Below are 19,614 nucleotides of genomic sequence, written 5' to 3'. Positions count from 1 at the left end.
TATAACGGATTATCGATTCTTCGCTTTTCTACTGAGCCAGTTTTGTAGATAAGAATCTGCAAGCTCAGCATCTTCTATAACGATAACATTTTCTGCGTTACGTTTATCAGCAGCGGCAGTAAAATTAAATGAGCCGGTTATAACTTTCTTTTTATCGATAATTATAACTTTATTATGAGCAATACCCGGAACTTTATCTATTCCCACTTCAATTTTTGCTCGTTGTAATTCGTGTAATTTAGAAAATTTTTGCTTTAAATTACTACGATCGAGTAAGATTTTAACCTTTACACCACGAGCTTGAGCATCAATTAAAGCGGCAGTAATCAATGAATCGCTCATACCATATGCATGCATATAAATAGACTCTTTAGCCGTATCAATCTGATCTGCTATAAATTTAGTGCAACCTGATGGTGGAGTAAAACATGTACTAACTTTACTTCTAGAAAGCTGCGAAATATTGTAATGCTTTATTTTTGGAGGCGGTGTATGTGATATTTTGAACTGATTTATTAGATCAGTTCCATAATCTGAATATCCTAGAACACCTATTGCTAGGCCTAAAATAAAGGCAATAAATATTTCCGTAAATTTTTTATTTTTTCTATTCACAAACTTTTTTATTTTTTAACGTAACTTCCTGGTGCTTCTTCAATTGCTATCAAATTTTTATAATCCAAAGATTTTACTAGTTCAGTATTATTTTTGATAAGCCAATCAAGCCAGCATTCCCACCATGAGCCTTTATATTCTGTAGCATTCAAAAGCCATTCTCTACTATTTAAACTTAAATCCTCATTAAGTCTATAATTATATTTAGTAGTTTTAGGAGGATTAACAACCCCTGCTACATGCCCTGAATCAGTTAGGCAAAAAATCTTATCACCATTTATTAATTTCATTCCATCATATATTGAACGCCAAGGTGCGATATGATCCTCCTTAGCTGCCACAAAAAAAGAATCACAATCAACGTTACCAAGATCTATCTTAGTTCCTAATATTTCTAAACTATTAGGCTCTTTTAGTAAATTATTATAATAGGTATTTTGTAAATATTCCTGATACATTCTTGCCGGTAAATTTGTAGAATCAGCATTCCAATATAACAAATCAAAAGGCATAGGATTTTTGCCAAGTAAATAATTATTTACAAAAAATGTCCAAATTAAATCATTAGCTCTTAGTAAACTAAAGGTATTTGAAAAATATTTTCCATCAAAATATCCTTTCAAATCCATATCCTCTTTAATATACTTCATCGTATTTTCATTGAAAAATACTCCAAGCTCACCAGGGCTAGTATAATCAAGTAAGGTGGTAAAGAACGTAGCACTATTAGCATAATCTAGTTTTTTTACTTTTAAATAAGCAAGAATAATGGCAAGAAACGTTCCGCCCATGCAATATCCAGCGAAGTCAATTTTTTTAAAACCAAGTTTTCTAATATATTCAATAGGTGCTAAAATTCCATCTTGTAAGTAATCATCAAAGCCTTTTTCTGCTAAAGATGAATCCGGATTAACCCATGAAATAAGAAAAACTTGAAAATTATTTTCTACTAAAAAAGATATTAATGAATTATGTGAGGATAAATCGAGAATATAATATTTATTTATGCAAGGTGGAATAATTAGTATCGGAATCTTATGCACTTTTTCTTTCGGCTCATAGCATATTAGTTGCATCAAATCATTTTGAAATATAACTTTTCCTTTTGTTGTCGCAATATTTTCACCAAGTTTAAAAGCTGATTTATCTGTAGTTCTAATATTTAATCTCTTTTGGGTATATTCCCCGCCGCTTGCGGCGTAATATGGCGGAATGAGCAAATATATACATAAAAGTCATAATGTTACAGTACTGCTGTATCACATGGTATTTCCAGCAAAATATCGCCGAGCAGTGTTTGACGTATCAGTTGATCAAGTATTACGAGAAATATGTTTAGAGATAGAAAAGAGATATCAAATAAAATTTTTAGAAATAGGGGTTGATGAAGATCATGTCCATTTTTTGGTACAATCTGTACCAACCTATAGCGTAACAAAAATAGTAACAACAATTAAAAGTGTTACAGCTCGTCAAATATTTAGACAGTGTCCACAGGTAAAGAAACAATTATGGGGTGGAGAATTTTGGACTGATGGATATTTTACGAGTACGGTAGGTAAGCATGGAAATGAGAATATGATAGGAAAATACGTAAAAAACCAAGGCAAGGAATATCAGAAACTGCATGAGGATCATCAGCTAGCTTTCTTCTAAAATACCCCGCTGCTTGCGGCGGGGATTACTTTTATTATATCACCTGAATTTTTTATATCTCTTAGGAAATTTTCAAGCCCTTGTACTAAATTCTGTCCTCCGCTTTCCAAAGTTTCACGTAAAACTTTTGGATTACAAAAAGCAAAATTTGATGGCGAAAAAGCATCAATAAAATGCCTAGTTAAAAAATCTAAATGCTGCTTAAGGTCATCTGATAATTCATATTGATCGATATTTTTCTTAAGCCATTCAGCAGATAGTAGATAATATTGTTTAACAAAATCAAAATAAGCATTATCTTCCCACAAAGAATCTTTAAATCTTTTATCACGATTATCCGGAGAAAATATAGCTTTTGCCGGACTACCAACAAATTTCGCAAAAGCATTCGTAGTAAGTTCTCTTAGCTTTTCAATATACTGGGTATTAATACTACAAAATTTTTCAGGATTTGCCCAAAATTGTTCTACCATTAAGGTGGCGATAATTCTGTTCTTATCACTATTAATTAAATTTTGTGGTATTATACTACCCTTGCCCTGCATTAAATGCATGATTAGTTCTTGATATTTATCAGCTATTTCTTTGAAATTATTAATTATCGTTTCGTGTGGTATGTTGTACATAGCTCAGTTCCATTTTTGTCAAGCCACGAGATGACATATTATATCTCTAGACTATCCCATATACTATTTATCTTGTCGATAACTTCCTGATCCATTTCGATTTTTTTACCCCATTTTCTGTTTGTCTCAGGGTATATTTTATCTGTTGCATCTATCCCCATTTTGCTGCCAAGCCCTGACTCTGGTGATGCAAAATCTAAATAATCTATTGGGGAGTTTTCTATGAAAGTTGTATCACGCTTTGGATCAACTCGTGTTGAGATTGCCCAAATTACTTCCTGCCAGTTACGAATATCAATATCATCATCGACCACGATAATAAATTTGCTATACATGAATTGCCGTAAATAAGACCAAACACCAAGCATTATTCTTTTAGCATGACCAGGATAAGATTTTTTAATTGATACTACCGCAACCCTATATGAACAACCTTCAGGCGGCAACCAAAAATCAACAATTTCTGGATATTGTTGTTGAATAAGAGGGATAAAAATCTCATTTAATGCTTCACCAAGTATTGATGGCTCATCTGGCGGTTTGCCTGTATAAGTACTCAAATATACAGGATTTTTTTTCATCGTTATTGCTGTTATAGTAAATACTGGGAATTCTTCAACATCATTGTAATATCCGGTATGGTCACCAAAAGGACCTTCGGGTAAATACTCATCTAGACTAACATACCCCTCAAGCACTATCTCACTATGTGCTGGAACTTTTAAATCAATGGTTTTGCACTTTACCAATTCTACTTTTTCATTACCAAGTAACCCAGCAAAATTATACTCCGAAATATTTTCTGGTATCGGCATTACTGCTGCCATAGTTACTGCCGGATTTGCCCCAATAACGATAGCAGCTGGAAAAGGCTCTCTTTTTGCTCCTTTCCAACGTTTGTGATGCTCTGCACCACCTCGCAGCTTAAGCCATCGCATCAATAATTTATTTTCCGAAATAACCTGCATTCTATATATGCCGAGATTATAATTATCAACCTTTTCATCGGTTGGTCCTTTAGTTACAACTATAGACCAAGTAATTAAAGGTGAAACATCAAGAGACCAACATTTTTGGATTGGTAATATATTAAGGTCAGGCTTGTCGATAATAACTTCATGGCAAGCGGCTTTTGAAACAGTTTTAGGCGACATAGCAAAGATACGCTTTGCTAGCGGTAACATCGATAATGTTTCTTTAAAAGATGATGGTGGTTGCGGTTGTTTAAGAAATGCGAGTAAAACTCCAAGCTCTCTTAATTCCTGAATATTCTGAAGTTTAAGCCCCATGCAAATACGATTGATACTAGCATAAAGATTAGTTAGAACAGGAACATTAGATTTACTGCCATCAGATTTTATAACATTCTCAAATAGCAAAGCAGGACCATCGTGCTCCAATGCTCTTTTGCTGATTTCAGTAATTTCTAGATCGGTTTTAACTTCAACAAAAATACGCTTTAATTCACCGTTTTTTTCTAACAATTTCAAAAACTCAGGTAAATCTCTAAAGCTCATATTATTTATTAGATTTTGTGTTATTTAGCTCGTATGTAATCCTCATTCTACGTGTGCATCGGTGTCATCCCGTGGCGGCATTGCCCGTGTGGATCGAAAAACGCCCTCAATGTCATTCCCGCGTAGGCGGGAATCCAGAAAAAATTTAAATAAATATAATTTTTGATTGTAAAAACTAATTATATTTGCGTTTAGTAATTACCGGATTCCCGCTTTTGGGGGAATGAAATCAGAGCCATACAATAACGCCGGTCCACGGGATGACATATACTTGCACTGGAATGACAATTAACTCTTCACTTTCATATCATTTTGCTTGATTGTATAGTTAATCAATTCATCAATTATAGAATTTTTAATAGTGTTTACTATATTTTTTTCTGAATTAGTTCTAATATTTTTAGCTACTTGCTCATCTATATTTGTAGATTTAATATGGGCAAAATATAGCTCATCACCTACTTGAAATACAGGAGTATTAGCACCTATTTTAGTGTTAAAAATGGATAATAATATTTCAGGAGTTAGCATCTGATCATTTTCCATTTCTGATCTTATATAAGTTTTGTTACGTATTTTAGCATTTGATGCTTTATCTTCTGTATCAAAATTATCTTCTTTTGCTAAATCTTTCATAATTTTTATATTAAGATCAGCAAGATATTGCTTTATCCAAGTGCTATTTATCTGTTCTTTAATACTATCAAATTCAGGTATTTTTGCTGGATTTATAGATTTTAATTTAACAAGCACTAGATAGCTTTTATCTTCTGCCTCAATCGGGTAAGATAGTTCCCCCTCACTAAGCTCAAAAATACTATCGGCATTTTCGGCAATTATTTTGTCTTCGATCAAATCGGCATAGCTTATATTATTGATATTGTTAATAGGCAGCTCATATTTTTCTGCGATTTCAACTAAGCTAGAACCCGCTGCAACATCATCTTCTAAATTTTTAGCAAGCTCCATATTTAGGATATCAATTTTTTGAGATTCTATTTGTTCATATAATTGCTTTTGTACATCCTCAAAACTTTGTTCTCCAAATTCCTCTTTATTCTCATTATAAAATTCTAATAATTCTTCTTTAGTAACTTGGATTTTCTTTTGTAAGTTTTCAGTAGTAACTTTTATATATGAAAAGCTACGCTTCTCTGGTACTTCAAATAAAGATTTGTTATTCTGGTAAAAATCCTTTAATTCCTGATCAGAGGGAACTGGAATTTGTAAATCTTTTGGCTTGTTTTGTAGATTCATTTGCACCAATTCTACTTCTCTTTTTTCAGCCATATAATTTACTATATTATCAGTCATAGCTTTTGGAACATAGAAGCTATCTAAAAAAGTACAATCAAAAATATTTTTTAAGGCTTTTTCTTTAAAATTTACTAAATATTTTTCTTCATCTGTATAAGAATTTCTAAAATAAGTTTTAAAGAGTTTTATATCGAAAACTCCTTGATCATTTTTAAAAACCGGTGATTCTTTTACTAAATTTTTTACAGTATCGTCGCTTATATCAAAATCATAATAGCTAACTAGATAATCTAAGATATTCTCAAAAACAAGCCTTTTTAAGATTCTATTATCTATATTTAATTGTGCTATTTCTTCTTCCGTTAGGCTTACTCCTACTTGTTTAGATATAGCGTTAATTTCTAAAGATTTTGCCCGCAGAAAATCTTCTTGCGATATATTTTTCGCATGAGAAAAAGTTACGATATTGCCACCGCCTCTTCCATGTAATACATCTTTAATGCCAAAGCCAACAAAGGCAAAAACGATCATTGCGAATAAAACCCGCATTATAAAACTATCGGCAGTTTTTCTAATATTATTTAACATAATTTTTTATTTAAGATTCTTAATGTCATCTTGTACATTATAAAGCAAAAAAAACTATATAGTCAAACTATATAGGTTTTTTATTACGTATGTGTTATGCCGTATGGATCAATTTTCCCAGCATTGCAAGCGACTAAAAAGAGCGTGGCAATCTCAGGATGCTCGACAAGATTGCCACGTCGATACTTTGTATCTCCTCGCAATGACGGGGAAACTGATGCACACGAATAAGCCACCACGGGATAACATCATACTAGAAATTAACCCGGACTTTTAAACTATAGCTTAATGCGATAAGGTAGTGATTTTTTAAGAGCATAGTAAACAGCATCAAAAAAGTGCTCAAAATTAGAAATAGTTTTTCTTATTTCATTCTTGATTTTAAACCAGTAATGCTCAATAGGATTTAAGTCAGGAGAGTAAGTTGGTAAAAATAAAATACTGCAACCAACAGATTCAATTAACGTTTTCACTTTTGTACTTTTATGAAAATTAATATTATCCATTACTACTATCTGACCAGCCTTTAATTCCTTGATCAATATCTCTTGTACATAAGTTTCAAAAATGTCCTTATTACATGTCCCATCAAATATTATTGGGGCAATAATATCTTTGACACACAGCCCAGCAATCATACTAATCCGTGATTTATGTTGATAGACCTTTTCACCATAACATCTTTGACCGATAATGCTCCACCCGTGTTCTCTACAGCTATTATCTTCTATCCCAGACTCATCGATAAATACTAAATCTTGTTTATCTATAGTTTTTAGTTTCAATATAAACTCATTCCTTAGACCAATATCCCTTTTGGGATGAAGAAAAGTTTTTTTTATAACTATAACCTAATTTATTAAGCAATCTTGATATCGTACTTGCAGATACTTTTTGACTCCAGTTATTAGCTAGCTCCATGGTGGTTTTATCAAAATTTAATTCTATAAATTTTTTAAATCCCTCTATGTCTCTTATTATTCTACGATGTCCTGTATGATAACCACTTTTTGCTTTGACATCCCCAGTTTGTTTCTTTAATTTTTTCCACTCTATTATAGTCTTCCTACTAATAGAGTATATCTCTGAAGTCTCTTTTATTGTTTTACCATCTGTTAAACTTTTTATTACTCGTATTCTTAAATCGTATGAATATGCCTTTGCCATAAGTTTTTCATTTAGTATAATCCAACTCATACTATAAGTCACTACCTTATCGCATTAAGCTATACCCTGTTGAGAGAAGTATTTATTTGCAATAGTTGTATCGTAATTAATACCATATTCCATCATCTTATGCTTAACAGTTAAACCTAATCCTAAGTCAAAGTTTAATTTAGTTTGCCTAAAGGCAGTAGCTGGATATGGGTTAGTCATGCCTTGTAATCTTGCATCGATTACTGGAGCTTTATTCTTGAAAGCATAATCAACCATCGCATAAAATTCAGGCATTAAAGTTACTTCACCAGTATTGAAACTGCTTGATAATCTACCACCTAACATACCATTGAAAGTATTATATCTTTTACTCTTAACAATAAGATTTTGATAGGTCGTGCCGGTTTCAGTATATCCTTTATTATCTATATTTGAATATCTAAGACCTGCAAGCGGTGTTGCTACTAACGGCATGGCACTGATTGTGTTAGGCACTGAATAGTTATAACCAACCATAACTTGTCCATTATAACTTAGTGATTTATATTTACCGATAGCAGTCTGATATCCAGCAGTATTTTGTGCTACACCTATAACACGTTGTGACTTACTTTTTACTCTGTCATTGTCAATTAAAAAGGGACCAGTAAATTGCACGAAAAAGGAACCACTATATTTAAAAATTTTTATGCCATATTACCTCCAGATTTATAGTTATTAATACGATAACTTTTACCTTTTATGTTTAGTATATGAGCATGATGTACCACTCGATCAATAATTGCATGAGTTAATACTTCATCAGCAAATATTTCATTCCATTTTTCAAAATCCTTGTTTGTGGTAATAATGGTAGATTTATTTTCATATCGTTTAGCAATAATATTAAAAAAGTCTTCTACTGAATGTTTTGGCAATTGCTTAAACCCGAGCTCATCAAGAATTAATAAATCAAACGATAGGAGTAATTTAACCTTTTTGTGATAACTATTATCTGCTCTTGCAATATGTAAATTATAAAGCATATCCGATACCGTAGTAAAATATACAGAGTATTCTCGTGTTAAAGCTTTTAATGCTAGCCCAATGGCAAGATGAGTTTTCCCAGTTCCTGAATCACCTATGAATATTACATTTCCCTTAGTATTAATATAATCACAAGTTGATAAATCACTTATTACTTTGGCATCAACACTTGGTTGGAAATTAAAATCAAAGTCTTCTAAATTTTTAGTTACCGGCAATTTAGCAGCACTTTTACGGCGACGGTAATTATTATCCTTACGGTTAGATTTTTCATCTTCACATAATAGTGATAGAAATTCTTTAAATCCTAGTTTATTATTTTGAGCATAAATAATCCTTTCATTTAAACTATTGACTATACCTGATAATCTAAAGCTTCGTAGGTCATTAAATAAGTTCTGCATTATTACCTCCAAACTCTGGTAATGGTAAGTTTACTGCATTACTATTTAAAATATTCTTAATTTTAGAGTAAGAACTTATACCATAATGTAGTGCTCTATGACAGGCTTTATCTATTAAGTCATCATTGTAAACCTTACGTAAAGAAATGATACCTCGTGCACAACGTTGCCAATCATTCACTCTTGTTTGTTGTAATGATTCTAATAATAAACTGCAATTATTCCCTATCTGCTGCATTTGTTGTTGATAATGTTCACTATATTCTATAAAACCTGGGCATAGACGTTTGTATTTAGCATAATGAGACGGATTAGTGGTAAATATCCCCTTGCCCTCTGTTCTAACGTGTCTTGCTATTAAATCATTTTGTATAGAAAATATTTGAACAAGTTTTGGGGACAATTGTACCATTACCTCACTGTATATATATTTTGCTGGTACAGAGTAATAATTATTATCTATGGTAATATGACAATCTTTTGCTACTTTTCGATTATGCCAAGATGACAAATCAAAAGTTTCTAATGGTAAAGGAATCAAACTACTTCTTTCCTCTTGCTCAAACAGTTCTCTAGGTATTCTCTTAGTAGTACCATGTATTCGGCTATTGGCCTTATTTAACCAATTTGCAAGACCATTTGTTAATTCTTCATATCTATCAAATTTACGACCAGCAAAAAAATTATTTTTAACGTATTTTATTCCCGACTCAACTTTGCCTTTTTCTTGCGGTTGATACACTCGACAAGGAGAAAGTAAAATTCCATAATGATCGGCTAAGCACTTATATTCCTTCTGATATACTGGCTCATAAAAATTGGCATCTACTACTCCAGCTTTAAGATTATCAAGTTTTATTACTTTTGGACTACCAGCAAAATAATTAAATGCATTGATATGACATTGAATCCATGTTTGACAACTTTGATCAAACACTACTTCATAATAATCAAGGCGACTATAGCTTAAACGCATATTAAATACATATGCTTTAACTCTACGCCCTTTAGAATTATACTGTAAGCCTATGTCACCAAAATCTACTTGTGCTTCCTCTCCTGCTAAAGTATGAAAACGAATGCAACTGTTATCCTTAATTTTATATTTTTTGATATAACGGGTCAAAGAAGTATAACTGCTTGTATAACCTTGATTTTTTAACTCCTCAAAAATTCTTATGTAACTCAGATTTTTTTCTAATAACTCAATTATTTTTTCGTGCCAAAAATCCAAAACTGAAGATCGTTCATAGATTGCTGGGGATTCTGTACCAGCCTCTACATAGCGGTTTATTATTTTTCGTACTGTTTTGCGGTCTGTTCTTGTTAGTTTGGCAATATTCCTTTGACTATTGCCTTGTTTATAAAGGGTGATAATTGTTGTATACATATTTATTCTTATCATTGTATCACTAGATATTTACTTGCTTAATTATCTAGTGAATATTGCACATTAACCTTATTAGGTCACACCAACTTCTCTGGTCCCTTTTTCGTGCAATTTACTGGTCCCTTTTATTTTAGCAATGACAATATTATAAAGTGATGCACTGTAAAAACATAGCTTTGTAGTAAGGGTTTTTAGCATATTTGCTATAACATAGCGTAAGTTTTGTCTTTTTAGCTCCATACTAATAGTGCTTTTAGACCTCGTAAGATGTTGTGCTATCTTATTAATACTGACTCCTAGGTCATACATTCTTTTTATCTCATATCTCTCTTCTCGAGATAAGTGTCTATATTTTCTGTTCATCATTACCTATTTAAAATCTTATGATTTTAAATAGGTTCTGTTCTACTTACTTATAGTATTTTCATAATCCAACTCATACTATAAGTCACTACCTTATCGCATTAAGCTATATCATAATGAACTCCGTTAATTTGGCCATAAGTCATAACAAGCTGATAACGTTTGAAACTTTCGTTAGTTTCCTGATTGTTTAATTTTTGAAGAGTTGAATTTAGATCAGATTCTTGTAATGACAAAACTTACGCTATGTTATAGCAAATATGCTAAAAACTCTTATTACACAGCAATGTTTTATAGTGAAGCACTTCATAATATCCCTTAATGGGCATTATATCAAACATAGCGTAAGTTTTGATGAAATTATCCCTTCTTTTTTTAATAAAGAACTCATCAGCTTTATAGCTTCAATAGGATTTTTCACATGCATTAATAGTAATCTAGAATAGACAATATCAGCTTTGGGATAATCATTATTTGATAGTGAGTAAAGATCACTAACTATAAATGTAACATTTTTGAGTCCTGCACTCTTAATTCTTTGCTGGGCTATTTGGATTTGTTGCTCGCTAATATCAACTGCATATACTTGCCCATTATCACCTACTCTAGATGCCATGATCTCAGTCATTGTACCATTTCCACAACCAATATCCCAGATAATGATGCTTTCTTTTAAACCAGCTTTTTCAAGTTGCTCTGTAGAATGCCGCTTTAACATCTGGTGCTGAAAATCTAAATTTTTAGCTCCTGCTTTTCCTACACCTAAATATGTAAGAATTCTTTTGTTTTAAATTGTTATCATAAGTCATAGTTCGAGACGTTCGTACAAACAGCAAAAACTGAAGAGTGGCGCGCCCTAAAGGATTCGAACCTCTGACCTACGGATTAGAAATCCGTTGCTCTATCCAGCTGAGCTAAGGGCGCTGAAATGGGTGGATATGGTTTATATGTTTTAGTACAGTGTTTTTATGGCTCTGAAACCGTTATTATTAGTGTTATCCCGCAACTTGATCGGCTTTGTTGTATGGCTCTAATGTCATTCCTGCGGAAGCAGGAATCCAGAAAAAAAAGCATTAATACAGCAGATTTTTAAAATTAAAAGCTCGATTTTTCTCGCTTTATACTGGATTCCTGCTTCCGCAGGAATGACACTATGTACTTTTTCCGAGCCATGCAACAACACTGACTTGATCACGGAATCCAGCTTAAAATACTAAAACCATTAATATTTTTTTAAACTGTATGGTACTATAGGTCAAGCAACTAGATGACACCAAGAGTACTTTTCGATCCTCGCGGGCAATGCCTCCACGGGAATGACATCGGAGTCATGCAACAACGCCGGAAATCCTCAACGCTGCAATCTAATATTTTTACAATTTCTCACCTATAAAGGTGGTGCCGGATATCGGATTTGAACTGATGACCTACCGCTTACAAGGCGGTTGCTCTACCACTGAGCTAATCCGGCTTAATTTTTATTTATTGCTTGAACTAAAAACGTCATTGCAAGGAGCAAAACGACTAAGCAATCTCAAGAATTTTACATTACTCACATAAAATTGTCAGGCTTCTTATAGCCAGCCACTTACAATAATGATTTAGCATCCATACAATGAAACCATTAAAAGCAGAAATCTAGTCACTTAAAAACCTCACTAGATTTGCTAATTAAAAGCTTAGGTTATCTTCGCGCTTCATATTGGAGTTAGCAAGCCACTAGATGACACTATGCTTCTTTAGCTTCTTTTTTTCTTGGTTTAGCTTTACGGTTTTTTAGCTTAACTTCCATCTCTTTTTTAACTTTCTCAGGAAGAGCTATACCAGCTTGCTCGATAAATTTTGCAACTCTATCTGTTGGTTTAGCACCAGATTTAAGCCAATATTCTACACGATCCGCTTTTAGAACTACACGCTCATTACTATCTTTAGCAAGCATCGGATTATAAGTTCCAACTTTTTCTAAAAAATCACCATCACGTGGTGCGGTTGCGTTAGCTACTACTACACGGTAAAAAGGACGCTTTTTAGCACCGCCTCTAGCTAAACGAATTTTTACTGCCATATATTACTTCGATTATTTTATTTTTTCTTCTTTGAAAAGAACATGTTTTCTTACTTTTGGATCGTATTTACGAAAAGAAAGCTTTTCAGTTTGCTTTTTTGGATTACGCTTTTTTACTAAAAAAAAGCCTGTACCTGCGGTACTTACTAACCTTACCAAAATGTTTTTATTTTTCTTTGCCATTAGCTTATCGCCTAATCAAGATATTATAATATTCTAAGTAGAGCAGAATAAAACGAAATTAAAAAATAGTCAAGAAAAATTCCTCAGTATGCGAAACTTTCCTTATATCCATTTCACCTCTGGCGGCATGGACATCAATATAGCCTCTACATTTCCATCAGTCATTAAGCCGAACTTTGTACCTCTATCATATAGCAAATTAAATTCTACGTACCTGCCTCGTCTTATAAGCTGATATTCTTTCTGCTCATTTGTCCAAGGTAAAAATAACTTATTTCTAACGATTTCAGGATATACCGATAATAAAGCCTTGCCTACATCTTGCGTAAAAGAAAAATCTTGCTCAAAATTGCCACTATTTAGATAATCGTAAAATATGCCGCCGACTCCTCTCGGTTCTTTTCTATGCTTCAAATAAAAATATTCGTCACATTGTTTTTTGAATTTAGGATAATAGCTAGAATCATATTTATCACACGCTTCTTTGAAAGCTGCATGAAATTTTGCCGTCTCGTCTTCTTTCGGATAAAAAGGTGTTAAATCACCACCGCCGCCAAACCAATTTTTTGAGGTTTCAATATAACGGGTATTGAAGTGCATTGCGGGGATTAAAGGAGATTTAAGGTGAGCAACTAATGAAATACCGGTAGCAAAAAACTTGCCATCCAGCTCTGCTCCAGGAATTTCGGCACGAAACGCTTGCGAAAACTCACCGAATACAGTCGATATATTAACGCCAACTTTTTCAAACACTTCCCCTTTCATGATAGACATAACACCACCGCCACCGCCATCACGTTCCCAGCTTGAACGGACAAACTTACCCGCCTTTAAACCTTTTGCCTTTGCGTATTCTTCTTCGATTTTCTCAAATTCCGTGCATAATAAATCACGTAAATTAGTAAACCAGCTACTTGTTAGTTTTCTATTTTTTATGTTCATAACTATATAACAACTGTTTAATTACTCTTTTCATCATATACATAATAATTAAAAATACAGCTGCAATAATCATGATATAGAAAGCTGGAGCATAGAATAAGCCGGTATGCTCAACAAGCCAACGTGAAATAATAGGGGACGTACCGCCAAATATAGCAATTGCAAAATTATAGCTGAAAGCAACGCCGGTAAATCTTTGTTCTGCCGTAAATAAAGTAATAACAAATATATATGCCGTACCTGCTATACTTCCGGCAAGCATGCCAAGAATAGTAAGTGCTGTAATCTGTTGCCACGTTTCTTCTGAAGACATAAGCAGCATAGTCGGAAAAATTAGTAATAAATTAGCAATTCCGGCAAGCATACTCATTTTAAATTTTCCAATAATATCAGCAATACCCCCAGCAAATGGCATTGTGATCATAGCAATAAAGGAGCCGTAAGCCATATATAATAAAGCAGTAGTGTTACTAAGATGCATAACACTATAATAAAATACGTTTATATACGTTTTTACTAAATACATAATGCTACTTGCTATAGCACCCATGCATATAGTTAAAAGCATAGATTTCCAAGCTGTTTTAACTACATTAGAAAAAGGAGCTTTAAGAACTTTTTTCTTCTTCTCAAGCATTTTAAAAATAGGAGTCTCTGAAACGCGTAATCGCAAATAAAAACCAACAAGCCCCATAAATCCACCAAGCAAGAAAGCAAACCGCCACGCAAAATCAATATGAGAAAAATAACGCTCTATAATAATACCGATAAAGGTTGCGATTAAAGTACCGGCGATATTTGAGCCGTTTACTAAACCTGCTGTAAATCCTGGTCTTAAATTTTGACGATGCTCTAAAATGAAAATAGCAGCTCCTGTTCCTTCGCCGCTAATACAAAGCCCTTGAATAAGCCGCATTATGATCAGAGTCAGAGGTGCATAAACTCCAATATCTGCATATGAAGGGATCAAGCCCATGATAAAGGTTGGGATAGTCATACCAAGCATAGATATTATCAGGGCAATACGCCTGCCATATCTATCACCGATATAACCAAATAATATACCACCAATAGGTCTCGTCAAAAACCCAACGGCAAATACTGCAAGACTTAAAATAATTTGGATAAACTCTGACTCCCCAGGAAAGAAAACCCGCCCTATAATTGGCGAGAAAACTGAATATACAGTAAAGTCATAATATTCAAGTATATTCCCTGAAATAGCAGATAGAAAAATGAATTTAGATTTGTTCATTGAACTCTAAATAACTTAATTAATAATTAGCTATTATAAACAAATTCTATCATTTATAAAGTGTAAATTTTTATCCAATAAAATTTGCCCTTTTTGTACGTCGTGCATTTGCAGCTAAATCTCTGGCAGCATTTTTATCATCTCGATTTCTTTGTTGTAATGTATCCTTTAAATTTTTACCTATTCTCGTTGCTTGTGTTATTGCAGCTTTCTTAGAAACATTTTCTAACCTAGCTTGATATTCTTCAATTCTTGCTATTCTGTCTTCACGTAACAGTTCATAATGAGTTTTATCACCTGCTCCTCGCACTTTTATTTCCATTTTTGCTACAAAATCCTTAACAGGCTCAGGTTTTTTACCATGAAATAAAAGTAATCCCCGCCGCAAGCAGCGGGGTATTTTAGAAGAAAGCTAGCTGATGATCCTCATGCAGTTTCTGATATTCCTTGCCTTGGTTTTTTACGTATTTTCCTATCATATTCTCATTTCCATGCTTACCTACCGTACTCGTAAAATATCCATCAGTCCAAAATTCTCCACCCCATAATTGTTTCTTTACCTGTGGACACTGTCTAAATATTTGACGAGCTGTAACACTTTTAATTGTTGTTACTATTTTTGTTACGCTATAGGTTGGTACAGATTGTACCAAAAAATGGACATGATCTTCATCAACCCCTATTTCTAAAAATTTTATTTGATATCTCTTTTCTATCTCTAAACATATTTCTCGTAATACTTGATCAACTGATACGTCAAACACTGCTCGGCGATATTTTGCTGGAAATACCATGTGATACAGCAGTACCGTAACATTATGACTTTTATGTATATATTTGCTCATTCCGCCATATTACGCCGCAAGCGGCGGGGAATATACCCAAAAGAGATTAAACAATTTTTATCTAAAGCTCCAGGCATTTTTTCCTGTATCTTTTTTATACCACGGTACATGTCTATCTCCTCAGGTTGATAATGACCGCTATTATTACTAATATAGTCAATTTTTCCATTCTTACTTACTCGTACTACTCCAGCCATCTCTGCAGATCTTCCACTTAAAAATGAACCATGTACAAGTGTCTTTTCCTTTGCAGAATATTGATTTTTATGAGTTCCTACATAAATATTACCTTCTTTTGACATAACAAATGCTTGTACATCTAGCATACTTTTGCTTTCTTTGCCAATAGTAGAAGCTATTTTTCCTTTAGAATCAAATAACGATCCTGTTCTTCTATCATAAGTTAGTTTATGAACTTCTAACTCTTTAGGATTCATTTGCAATATTTCAAATTCTGCTGGTCCATGTACATGCTTGCCCTGTGCTATTTCTTGTAAATATATATCACCTTGCTTAGGGTTAGGCTGTACTATTTTAATTCTTACAGAATCTGCTATAGCTTCGTTTAACTTACCAAGATCATGTTCAGGTATTACAGCTCGCTTGAATTTACCTATTAACTTATTCCAATTATCTCTTGCTCTATTTTTTCCCTCATCTAAATCATAATCCGGTGCTGGCTCAGCTCTTTTATTCTTATTAGATTTATCAGAACCATAGCCTGAATCGTCTGAATCATAATCCGGAAGTGGTTCATTTGGTTTCAAAATACCTTTAATAGGTTGGTTTTTCAGATTTTCAATTCCTTTATTGGTATCAACATAGACATCTCTATGAGTTTCTCTTTGCTCAGTATTATGATGTTTTTTAATATGATCAGTAGCATTAGCTTTTAGTTTAGGGTTCTTTTTAAATAATCTAGCCATAAAATTACCTTTAAATTAAATTTATCTAGTAGGAACTTTTGGGGTTTCTACTTTTTTAAGTGCAGCAGCTTTTGGTTTTTTATTAATTCCTGCAAAATTCTTTTCTTGCTCTTTACGTAATTCTTCACCTATTTTTTTTGCAACTTCTCTACTACTTTTCAAAGCACTTTTAACTGGTTTTTTATCAAGATTTTCTTTACCTTTTTTAGTCTCAACCTCTTTTTCTTTGTCAAAATATTTTACGTTCGGAGCAATATCTAGATAGTAAACTCCACTTCCTTTTTTTATAAGAGTATCTTTTAAAGCCTTACCCTCTAAATCTAAAAATTTACCATTTTTTTCCTCAGCAAATATTTTTCCATTTTTCTTAAGAACAGTCTCATCATATGTTAAGGTGCTGTTTTTGCTTTTAAAATGACCTTTATCCTCAATATAACCGATCTCATTATCATTAATATCATAAGCTTTTAAACCTTTATGCTGCTTTAAAAAACGTTTTATCGCTCCTTTTTTATCATTGAAATCACCTAAATTATGAATCCCTACATTGCGTTTTTGTTTACTTACTACTTGTTCCTTATGTAACTCTTGTACTTTTAATAACACCAAGATAAGCTAAGACTTTTTTAAACCTACCTAAATTACGCTCTACTTCAACTTCTACAGGTTTATAAAATTCCTTTTCCCTTATACTTTCTACTTCACCTAATAATTAGCTGACCATCTATAGCTTTGCCTTTTTGATCTTTAAAATGCAATATTTTAGCGTTTTGTATCTGATGTAATTCATTTTTTTAGCGTGAAAATTTACATGTTTATTTTGTGTCATAACTCCCTCCTGAAATAAAAATTAATTTATTTTAGTGTAATGAGGTAAATAATGACTTTTCAAGAAATTTCTATTGTTGGTTATTTCTTAATAGTTAATAAATATTAAGATTTAAGGGTTATTGTGCTGTCCAGCCCTCATCTATCAAGAATCCAGCCCCTGTTATAGATGATGCTTTTTCGTCACACAGAAATATTACTAGATCAGCTATTTCGCTTGCCTCTATGAATTTCTTTGTGGCTTGCGACTTTAATATTACATCTCTTAAGGCTGATTCTTCGCTGATGTGACGGGCTTTTGAGGTATCTGCTATTTGATTTTTTACAAGTGGGGTATTTACGTAACCAGGACAAACAGCATTAACAGTGATATTATTCTCAGCAACCTCTAAAGCAACAGTTTTAGTAAGACCGAGTATGTCGTGCTTTGCCGCAACATAGGCTGATTTAAAAGGGGATGCGACGTATGCATGAGCCGAAGCAATGTTAACGATACGCCCAAAGCCGTTCTTTTTCATTATAGGAATTGCATATTTTGTAGTATAAAAAGAGGCTATTAAATCTATACACAAAATCTGTTCCCATTTATCTTCCGGAAACTCATCGATAAGAGCAACATGCTGAATACCGGCATTATTCACCAATATATCTATAAAACTTACGCTATGAGTAAAAAAGTGATAAATTATTCAAAACTTACGCTATGTTTGGTTCTAAATATCGTAAAGATGGAGAACGCAGCTGTTGTTGCATATAGTCATCTAAAAGCCCTAACTTTATTTGGTAAACCGTTTTACCGATTGTATTTGCAGTCCTTTTGAGAAATGCCCAAACTAAAAATGCCCAACTAATATGATTACGTTGAATACGCTGTTTCCTGCATTGACAACGTTCTATCCCAGTAAGTTGCTTAATTTCTCTGTGCATGCTCTCAATTGAAAATTCAAGGACTAAGTAGAACAAAACCTATAAATTTTCTGCCCAAATTTCATTGGGGGTTTTATAACCAAAAATCTTTCTTGGCATGTTATTTAAAATCTCAGCAACATTGTCAAGAGCTCTTTGTGTAACGGTAGTAATATCTGTATTTTTAGGTAAAATTCTATGAATCATAGAATTCATTTTTTCCACTAATGCTTTTTGTCTAGGGCGGTATGGATCACAAAAGAAAGTTTGAAACCCAGATAGTCTATAAGCAAGATGCCCTACAAACTCTTTGCCATTATCCATAGTAATAGTCTTTCTAACACTACTTGGCAGCGTTTTGATCTTTTTTAAAAACCCAGTGGTAACTGTTTTAGCTCTTTTGGAGTTATTCAGCACTAAAATAATCTTTTGACTCTTTTTATCCACCAGCACACCGATATTCATACTTTGATTACCTTTATGAAATGTAAGATCTGCCTCAAAATGCCCTACTTCTAGCTTTTGCATTGCTATTGCATCACGCTGATGTATTGAGATCCTTTGTGGTATAATGATCCTTTGATGCCTTGTCCCCCTTTCTTGCCTTTTATATCTTTTAGACGGTAAATAGCTATATAACTTTAATTTAGCTGCAACTGGAGAAGTGTAGACAAATCTATATATACTTTCTGTACTGATACAACAAGCTGTATTTTTGTCCAGTTTTAACTTTCCGGCTATAGCATCCGGTGACCATTTCTTGTGAATCATAGCATTTTTGATATAATTTAACAAAATAGGTAACTTCTCTATTTTTAATAACTCTTGCTGATGCATCCTTTTTTTATATTGTTCCTGAGCAACACAAGGCATATACTTACCTTTTACTTTATTTCTTTTTAGCTCCATACTAATAGTGCTTTTAGACCTCGTAAGATGTTGTGCTATCTTGTTAATACTAACTCCTAGGTCATACATTCTTTTTATTTCATATCTCTCTTCGCGAGATAAGTGTCTATATTTTCTGTTCATCATTACCTATTTAAAATCTTATTATTTTAAAT

General features: G+C 33.0%; 23 protein-coding genes, 2 tRNA genes and 1 pseudogene. 1 reads left to right on the top strand and 25 read right to left on the bottom strand.

The window, feature by feature from the left end; translation table 11 throughout:
- Positions 1-9: 9 nt before the first annotated feature.
- Together AAGD55_RS02005 and AAGD55_RS02000 are read right to left on the bottom strand one after the other, a co-directional pair.
- On the bottom strand, positions 10-615 hold the full coding sequence (locus AAGD55_RS02005) for a phospholipase D family protein (RefSeq protein WP_341791946.1): 606 nt from the start codon (positions 613-615) through the stop codon (positions 10-12).
- 8 nt (positions 616-623) lie between these two features.
- Entirely contained in the window at positions 624-1,835 is a 1,212-nt protein-coding gene (locus AAGD55_RS02000; protein ID WP_341791945.1) for an alpha/beta hydrolase, read from the bottom strand.
- On the opposite strand from AAGD55_RS02000, the gene tnpA (AAGD55_RS01995) reads away from it, so the two are divergent.
- Positions 1,828-2,271: an IS200/IS605 family transposase gene (gene tnpA / locus AAGD55_RS01995; RefSeq protein WP_341790826.1), complete on the top strand. Its 444-nt coding sequence runs from the start codon at positions 1,828-1,830 to the stop codon at positions 2,269-2,271. The genes AAGD55_RS02000 and tnpA (AAGD55_RS01995) overlap by 8 nt on opposite strands.
- A 26-nt stretch (positions 2,272-2,297) precedes the next feature.
- On the opposite strand, the pseudogene AAGD55_RS01990 reads toward tnpA (AAGD55_RS01995), so the two are convergent.
- The 23 genes and pseudogenes from AAGD55_RS01990 to AAGD55_RS01880 form a co-directional block, all read right to left on the bottom strand.
- Positions 2,298-2,897: pseudogene (locus AAGD55_RS01990) on the bottom strand (poly(3-hydroxyalkanoate) synthetase); the annotation flags it as partial.
- 38 nt (positions 2,898-2,935) lie between these two features.
- Entirely contained in the window at positions 2,936-4,414 is a 1,479-nt protein-coding gene (locus AAGD55_RS01985; protein WP_341791944.1) for a UbiD family decarboxylase, read from the bottom strand.
- A gap of 288 nt (positions 4,415-4,702) precedes the next feature.
- Positions 4,703-6,259, bottom strand: a complete 1,557-nt coding sequence (locus tag AAGD55_RS01980; RefSeq protein WP_341791943.1) for a SurA N-terminal domain-containing protein — start codon at positions 6,257-6,259, stop codon at positions 4,703-4,705.
- A gap of 278 nt (positions 6,260-6,537) precedes the next feature.
- Positions 6,538-7,426, bottom strand: a protein-coding gene (locus AAGD55_RS01975; RefSeq protein ID WP_341792495.1) for an IS630 family transposase whose coding sequence is annotated in 2 segments (ribosomal slippage) — positions 6,538-7,098 and positions 7,100-7,426 — 888 coding nt in all. Because the reading frame shifts where the segments join, the coding sequence is not laid out codon by codon here.
- Positions 7,427-7,480: 54 nt separating this feature from the next.
- Positions 7,481-8,074: an autotransporter outer membrane beta-barrel domain-containing protein gene (locus AAGD55_RS01970; protein ID WP_410526109.1), complete on the bottom strand. Its 594-nt coding sequence runs from the start codon at positions 8,072-8,074 to the stop codon at positions 7,481-7,483.
- A gap of 29 nt (positions 8,075-8,103) precedes the next feature.
- Positions 8,104-8,847: an IS21-like element helper ATPase IstB gene (gene istB / locus AAGD55_RS01965; RefSeq protein WP_341790851.1), complete on the bottom strand. Its 744-nt coding sequence runs from the start codon at positions 8,845-8,847 to the stop codon at positions 8,104-8,106.
- The gene (gene istA, locus AAGD55_RS01960) at positions 8,831-10,237 is read right to left on the bottom strand and encodes an IS21 family transposase (protein ID WP_341790850.1); all 1,407 of its coding nucleotides are present in this window, start codon (positions 10,235-10,237) and stop codon (positions 8,831-8,833) included. Before istA ends, istB begins: the two co-directional genes overlap by 17 nt.
- 72 nt (positions 10,238-10,309) lie before the next feature.
- Entirely contained in the window at positions 10,310-10,603 is a 294-nt protein-coding gene (locus AAGD55_RS01955) for a helix-turn-helix domain-containing protein (protein WP_341791942.1), read from the bottom strand.
- A gap of 98 nt (positions 10,604-10,701) precedes the next feature.
- Positions 10,702-10,836 (bottom strand): hypothetical protein, encoded by a 135-nt coding sequence (locus AAGD55_RS01950; protein WP_341791941.1) that lies wholly within the window; start codon positions 10,834-10,836, stop codon positions 10,702-10,704.
- Between the two features lie 92 nt (positions 10,837-10,928).
- The gene (locus tag AAGD55_RS01945; protein WP_341791940.1) at positions 10,929-11,318 is read right to left on the bottom strand and encodes a class I SAM-dependent methyltransferase; all 390 of its coding nucleotides are present in this window, start codon (positions 11,316-11,318) and stop codon (positions 10,929-10,931) included.
- Between the two features lie 129 nt (positions 11,319-11,447).
- A tRNA-Arg gene (locus tag AAGD55_RS01940) sits at positions 11,448-11,524 on the bottom strand.
- 472 nt (positions 11,525-11,996) lie between these two features.
- Positions 11,997-12,071, bottom strand: a tRNA-Thr gene (locus AAGD55_RS01935).
- Positions 12,072-12,329: 258 nt separating this feature from the next.
- Positions 12,330-12,665 (bottom strand): 30S ribosomal protein S16, encoded by a 336-nt coding sequence (gene rpsP / locus AAGD55_RS01930; protein WP_341791939.1) that lies wholly within the window; start codon positions 12,663-12,665, stop codon positions 12,330-12,332.
- 12 nt (positions 12,666-12,677) lie between these two features.
- Entirely contained in the window at positions 12,678-12,848 is a 171-nt protein-coding gene (gene rpmG / locus AAGD55_RS01925) for a 50S ribosomal protein L33 (protein WP_341791938.1), read from the bottom strand.
- Between the two features lie 102 nt (positions 12,849-12,950).
- Positions 12,951-13,790, bottom strand: a complete 840-nt coding sequence (gene hemF / locus AAGD55_RS01920; protein WP_341791937.1) for an oxygen-dependent coproporphyrinogen oxidase — start codon at positions 13,788-13,790, stop codon at positions 12,951-12,953.
- On the bottom strand, positions 13,774-15,045 hold the full coding sequence (locus tag AAGD55_RS01915) for an MFS transporter (protein WP_341791936.1): 1,272 nt from the start codon (positions 15,043-15,045) through the stop codon (positions 13,774-13,776). The genes hemF and AAGD55_RS01915 overlap by 17 nt, the downstream gene beginning before the upstream one ends.
- A 70-nt stretch (positions 15,046-15,115) precedes the next feature.
- A complete protein-coding gene (locus tag AAGD55_RS01910) occupies positions 15,116-15,367 on the bottom strand; it encodes a hypothetical protein (protein ID WP_341791935.1) in 252 nt (83 codons plus the stop codon).
- 79 nt (positions 15,368-15,446) lie between these two features.
- Positions 15,447-15,890: an IS200/IS605 family transposase gene (gene tnpA, locus AAGD55_RS01905; RefSeq protein ID WP_341790826.1), complete on the bottom strand. Its 444-nt coding sequence runs from the start codon at positions 15,888-15,890 to the stop codon at positions 15,447-15,449.
- A complete protein-coding gene (locus AAGD55_RS01900; RefSeq protein ID WP_341791934.1) occupies positions 15,887-16,816 on the bottom strand; it encodes a hypothetical protein in 930 nt (309 codons plus the stop codon). Before AAGD55_RS01900 ends, tnpA (AAGD55_RS01905) begins: the two co-directional genes overlap by 4 nt.
- A gap of 21 nt (positions 16,817-16,837) precedes the next feature.
- Positions 16,838-17,422, bottom strand: a complete 585-nt coding sequence (locus AAGD55_RS01895; RefSeq protein ID WP_341791933.1) for a hypothetical protein — start codon at positions 17,420-17,422, stop codon at positions 16,838-16,840.
- 341 nt (positions 17,423-17,763) lie between these two features.
- Positions 17,764-18,285 (bottom strand): SDR family oxidoreductase, encoded by a 522-nt coding sequence (locus tag AAGD55_RS01890; protein ID WP_341792494.1) that lies wholly within the window; start codon positions 18,283-18,285, stop codon positions 17,764-17,766.
- 55 nt (positions 18,286-18,340) lie between these two features.
- Positions 18,341-18,607, bottom strand: a complete 267-nt coding sequence (locus AAGD55_RS01885; RefSeq protein WP_341791932.1) for a hypothetical protein — start codon at positions 18,605-18,607, stop codon at positions 18,341-18,343.
- A 3-nt stretch (positions 18,608-18,610) separates the two neighbouring features.
- Entirely contained in the window at positions 18,611-19,585 is a 975-nt protein-coding gene (locus AAGD55_RS01880) for an IS30 family transposase (RefSeq protein WP_341791931.1), read from the bottom strand.
- Positions 19,586-19,614: the final 29 nt, after the last annotated feature.

Source organism: Rickettsia endosymbiont of Gonocerus acuteangulatus, from assembly GCF_964026435.1.
Classification (GTDB): domain Bacteria; phylum Pseudomonadota; class Alphaproteobacteria; order Rickettsiales; family Rickettsiaceae; genus Rickettsia.
This window is presented reverse-complemented; position numbering and strand designations above follow the sequence as displayed.